This window comes from Ruegeria sp. YTSA168 (assembly GCF_059610045.1).
The window spans coordinates 1-4462 of record NZ_JBXWMW010000030.1; the positions used below are offsets into that span (position 1 = coordinate 1).

Sequence of the window (4462 nt, forward strand, 5' to 3'; positions counted from 1 at the left end):
AAACGCACCCCTCTTTATTCTCTTCACGTTGGTTTGGGAGGAAAGTTGGTTGATTTTGCGGGATGGGAGATGCCTGTACAGTATCCTTTGGGGATTATGGGGGAGCATAAGCAGTGTCGTGAGAAGGCGGCTTTGTTTGATGTGTCTCATATGGGTCAGGTGATTTTGCGGGGCGAGAATGTGGGGGAGAAGCTGGAAGCTTTGTGCCCGCAGGCTTATGCGACGCTGAAGCCCGGCAAGGCGCGGTACGGGTTCTTTACGAACGAAGATGGCGGGATCATGGATGACCTGATCGTGTCGAATGCGGGGGATCATTACTTTGTGGTGGTGAACGCGGCGCTGCGGCATCAGGACATTCCGCATATGCAGGCCAACCTGGACGGCGTTGAGGTGACCGAGATCTTTGACCGCGCTCTGGTGGCGGTGCAGGGGCCCAAAGCCGAAGACGTGGTGGGGGCGCTGTGCCCTGCGGCGCGGGACCTGAAGTTCATGGAAACCACCGTGGCGGATATCAACGGCGTCGAATGCCGGATCTCGCGGCTGGGTTATACCGGTGAGGATGGCTACGAGATCTCGATCCCCGAGGACAAGGCCATCGAGGTCAGCAAGGCGTTTCTGGCGCATGAAGATTGCGAAGCGGCCGGTCTGGGCGCGCGCGACAGCCTGCGGCTGGAGGCGGGTCTGTGCCTTTATGGCAATGACATCGACCAGAGCACCTCGCCGATCGAGGCCAGCCTTGGCTGGGCGATCCAGAAGCGCCGCAAGGAAGAGGGCGGGTTCCCGGGGGCTGAGCGCGTGCAAAAGGAACTGGCCGAGGGTCCGGCGCGCAAGCTGGTGGGCATCAAGCCCGATGGCCGCGCGCCTGCCCGTCAGGGTGTCGAGGTGCAATGCGCCAATGGCAACACCATCGGCCAGATCACCTCGGGCAGCTTCGGCCCCACGGTGGGTGGCCCTGTTGCGATGGGCTATGTCTCGGCGGGCCATGGTGAGCCGGGCGAGAAGGTCAACCTGATCATCCGGGGCAAGGCGCAACCGGCTGAGATCGTGGCGCTGCCCTTTGTCACACAGAATTACAAGCGTTGAAGCCAGGAGAGAAAGACATGGCAACCTATTATTCCGAAGAGCATGAATGGCTGATGGTCGAGGGCGACACCGCCACGCTGGGCATCACCAAACATGCCGCCGAACAGCTGGGCGAAGTGGTGTTTGTCGAGCAGCAGGAAGCGGGCGATGAGTTCGAGAAGGATGGTGAGATCGGCGTGATCGAATCCGTCAAAGCCGCTTCGGAACTCTACGCACCGGTCGATGGCGAGATCGTGGAAGTGAACGAGGCGCTGGCCGACAATCCCGGCGCGCTGAACGAAGACCCCGAGGGTGAGGCCTGGATCTACAAGATCAAGATCACGGATGCCGCGCAGCTTGAGGATCTGATGGACGAGGCTGGCTACAAGGCCTTCATCGGCTAAACACATTCGGAGCCCTGCACGGGGCTCCGCCCATTTGGGCCGAACCGGCTCGTGATGTATCGGAGGCCTGCGCGGTCTCCGCCCGACCTGACTTATCCTTGAGGAGCGCACAGATGGCCTTCAAACTGACCGATTACGAAGCCTATGACTTCGCCAACCGCCGCCATATCGGGCCCAGCCCGACCGAGATGCGCGACATGCTCAAGGTGATCGGCTTCAAGACGCTGGACCAGCTGATCGACGCCACCGTCCCGCCCGCGATCCGGCAGAAAGAGCCGCTGGACTGGGGTCCGGCGATGACGGAACGCGACGCGCTGTTCCACATGAAAGAGGTGGCGAGCAAGAACACCGTTCTGACCTCGCTGATCGGTCAGGGCTATTACGGCACCACCACGCCCGCGCCGATCCTGCGCAACATTCTGGAAAACCCGGCCTGGTACACGGCCTATACGCCCTATCAGCCCGAGATCAGCCAGGGCCGGCTTGAGGCGCTGTTGAACTTCCAGACCATGGTCAGCGACCTGACCGGGCTGGATGTGGCCAACGCCTCGCTGCTGGACGAAGCCACAGCAGCCGCCGAAGCGATGGCGATGGCCAAGCGCGGCGGCCGGTCCAAGGCCAACAACGCGGCTTTCTTTGTCGACAAGAACTGCCACCCGCAGACCATCGCGGTGATCAAAACGCGGGCTGAGCCTCTGGGTATCGACGTGCAGGTGGCTGATCCCGATCAACTGGATGCGGGCGCGGTCTTTGGCGCGATCTTCCAGTATCCGGGCACCCACGGTCACGTGCGCGACTTCACCGCCGAGATTGCGGCGCTGCATGAACATAAAGCCATTGCCATCGTTGCCGCCGACATCCTGTCGCTGGCGCTGCTGAAATCCCCCGGTGAGATGGGCGCGGATATTGCCATCGGCTCGACCCAGCGCTTTGGCGTGCCGATGGGCTATGGTGGCCCGCACGCGGCTTACATGGCGACCAGCGACAAGCTGAAACGCTCGATGCCGGGCCGGATCATCGGTGTGTCCATCGACAGCCGCGGCAACAAGGCCTATCGCCTGTCGCTGCAAACCCGCGAGCAACACATCCGGCGTGAGAAAGCCAACTCGAACGTCTGCACTGCGCAGGCGCTGCTGGCGGTGATTGCCTCGATGTATGCCGTGTACCACGGTCCCGATGGCATCAAGGCCATCGCGCAATCGGTGCACCGCAAGACCTCGCGCCTGGCGGCTGGCCTGGAAGAGGCGGGCTTTGCCGTGGAACCCGAGGTGTTCTTCGACACCATCACGGTTGAGGTCGGCCATCTGCAGAACGTCGTGATGGAGGCCGCCGTGGCGCGTGGTGTGAACCTGCGCAAGGTGGGCGACACGAAAGTGGGCATCAGCCTGGATGAACAGACCCGGCCCGAGACCATCGAGGCGGTCTGGGGTGCCTTTGGCATCGATCGTCAGGATGACAGTGCAAATGTCGCCTATCGCCTGCCCGATTACGCGCTGCGCGAAAGCGAATACCTGACCCACCCGATCTTCCACCAGAACCGGGCCGAGGCCGAGATCACCCGCTATATGCGCCGCCTGGCCGACCGCGACCTGGCGCTGGACCGGGCGATGATCCCGCTGGGGTCCTGCACCATGAAGCTGAACGCCACGATCGAGATGATCCCGGTCACCTGGCCCGAGTTCGGCAATCTGCACCCTTTCGTTCCAGAAGATCAGGCGCAGGGCTATCACGAGATGATCGCCGATCTGAACGACAAGCTGTGCCAGATCACCGGCTATGACGCGATCTCCCAGCAGCCCAACTCGGGCGCGCAGGGGGAATATGCGGGTCTGCTGACCATCCGCAACTATCACTTTGCCCGCGGCGAAGGGCAGCGCAATGTCTGCCTGATCCCGACCTCGGCCCATGGCACCAACCCGGCCTCGGCCCAGATGGTGGGCTGGCAGGTTGTGCCGGTGCTGGCGGATGAGAATGGCAATATTGATCTGGCTGACTTCCGCGCCAAGGCCGAGAAGCATTCCGATCATCTGGCCGCCTGCATGATCACCTATCCGTCCACCCATGGCGTATTCGAGACCACCGTGCAGGAGGTCTGCCAGATCACCCATGATCACGGCGGTCAGGTCTATATCGACGGCGCCAACATGAACGCCATGGTCGGCCTGTCGCGTCCCGGTGACATTGGCGGCGATGTCAGCCACCTGAACCTGCACAAGACCTTCTGCATCCCCCATGGCGGCGGCGGCCCCGGCATGGGTCCGATCGGCGTCAAGGCGCATCTGGAAGAGCACCTGCCTGGCCACCCGGAATACGGCACCGCCGTTGGTCCGGTCTCAGCCGCGCCGTTTGGCTCGCCCTCGATCCTGCCGGTCTCATGGGCCTATGTGCTGCTGATGGGTGGCGCGGGTCTGACCCAGGCGACCAAAGTGGCGATCCTGAACGCCAATTACATCGCGGCGCGTCTGCAGGATGCCTATCCGATCCTCTACACCTCCGAGTCCGGCCGTGTGGCGCATGAATGCATCCTCGACACAAGACCCCTGGACGAGGCGGCCCATGTCACCGTGGATGACGTGGCCAAACGTCTGGTCGACAGCGGCTTCCACGCGCCGACGATGAGCTGGCCGGTGGCGGGCACCCTGATGGTGGAGCCCACGGAATCGGAACCCAAGGCCGAGCTGGACCGCTTCTGCGACGCCATGCTCTCGATCCGCTCGGAAGCGCAGGACATCATCGACGGCAAGATCGACGCGGAAAACAACCCGCTGAAAAACGCCCCCCACACGGTGCGCGATCTGGTCGGCGACTGGGACCGGCCCTACACCCGCGAACAGGCCTGCTTCCCCCCGGGCTCCATGGGCGTCGACAAATACTGGTCCCCCGTCAACCGCGTCGACAACGCATATGGCGACCGAAACCTCATATGCACATGCCCCCCAATGACCGAATACATCGAAGCCGCTGAATAAAAACATCCACCCCCAAAGGGGGAGTAC

Annotated in this window: 3 protein-coding genes; all 3 read left to right on the forward strand. The window is 62.6% G+C overall.

Features of this window, described 5'->3' with window-relative positions; genetic code table 11:
- Positions 1–1083 (forward strand): glycine cleavage system aminomethyltransferase GcvT (gene gcvT, locus AC2FFE_RS20790; protein ID WP_496821242.1); only part of this gene is annotated, 1083 nt, incomplete at its 5' end.
- A gap of 17 nt (positions 1084–1100) precedes the next feature.
- A complete protein-coding gene (gene gcvH / locus AC2FFE_RS20795; RefSeq protein WP_496821243.1) occupies positions 1101–1466 on the forward strand; it encodes a glycine cleavage system protein GcvH in 366 nt (121 codons plus the stop codon).
- 113 nt (positions 1467–1579) lie between these two features.
- A complete protein-coding gene (gcvP, locus tag AC2FFE_RS20800) occupies positions 1580–4435 on the forward strand; it encodes an aminomethyl-transferring glycine dehydrogenase (protein WP_496821244.1) in 2856 nt (951 codons plus the stop codon).
- Positions 4436–4462: the final 27 nt, after the last annotated feature.

Excerpts from the sequence above, each read along its gene's own strand:
- gcvH (WP_496821243.1), top strand. The coding sequence starts at position 1,101 with ATGGCAACCTATTATTCCGAAGAGCATGAATGGCTGATGGTCGAGGGC.
- gcvP (WP_496821244.1), top strand. The coding sequence starts at position 1,580 with ATGGCCTTCAAACTGACCGATTACGAAGCCTATGACTTCGCCAACCGC.